General features: G+C 33.7%; 1 protein-coding gene. It reads left to right on the top strand.

Features of this window, described 5'->3' with window-relative positions:
* Positions 1-80: 80 nt before the first annotated feature.
* A complete protein-coding gene (locus AB1397_05855; protein MEW6482510.1) occupies positions 81-641 on the top strand; it encodes a LemA family protein in 561 nt (186 codons plus the stop codon).
* Positions 642-790: the final 149 nt, after the last annotated feature.

Raw genomic sequence — 790 nt, 5'->3', positions numbered from 1 at the left:
AATTTAGAATTCAAAATTTCTTAAAAGGTGGATGAATTTTTAACAGATAAACACAACCCTATCTATTTTTGCACTAAGTAATGGAAGATACTATAATTGTGGGGTTGATTGCGATTGGGTTGATCATTTATCTAGTTGGTATCTACAACCAACTTATTCAAGTAAGGGTAAACATAGACAAATCCTGGGCTAATATTGAAGTACTTCAAAAACAGCGCTATGATGAAATACCAAAACTTGTAAAAGTATGCGAAGGTTATATGAAATACGAACGAGAAACATTAGAAAAGATAACATTAGCAAGAACAAAATTCTTAGAAGCAAAAACACCCTCTGAGATTGCAAAGGCAGATACAGAACTTGCCGGTGCATTAAAATCTTTATTTGGCGTGGCAGAGAATTATCCCGAACTTAAAGCAAACGAGAACTTCATGCAACTGCAAAATAGAGTCTCTTATTTAGAAAGTCAAATTGCAGACCGACGAGAGTTCTATAACGATTCGGTTACTATATTCAACACCCGCATCCAACAGATACCGGATGTTTTTATAGCAAACATCTTGAAATATACGCCAAAAGAAATGTATAAAGTCTTGGAAGGAGAAAAAGTATCACCAGAAATAAAATTCCAATTTCCTTAAAACCAATTTTGCTTGATGTTTTGTAACTATTCACCCTATCCATATTTAATCCCGATAGGAACAAGGGGTCTACCTGTAAAAACAAAGGATAATGCATCAATGACATTTTGTCCTTGTTTTCTTATGGTAGATATGTAACCTCTAATAAA

This window comes from bacterium (genome assembly GCA_040756715.1).
Lineage (GTDB): Bacteria > UBA9089 > UBA9088 > UBA9088 > UBA9088 > JBFLYE01.
The sequence above is the reverse complement of the archived record's forward strand: the minus strand, read 5'-3'. Positions and strand labels throughout refer to the sequence as shown.

Excerpts from the sequence above, each read along its gene's own strand:
- AB1397_05855 (MEW6482510.1), top strand. The coding sequence starts at position 81 with ATGGAAGATACTATAATTGTGGGGTTGATTGCGATTGGGTTGATCATT.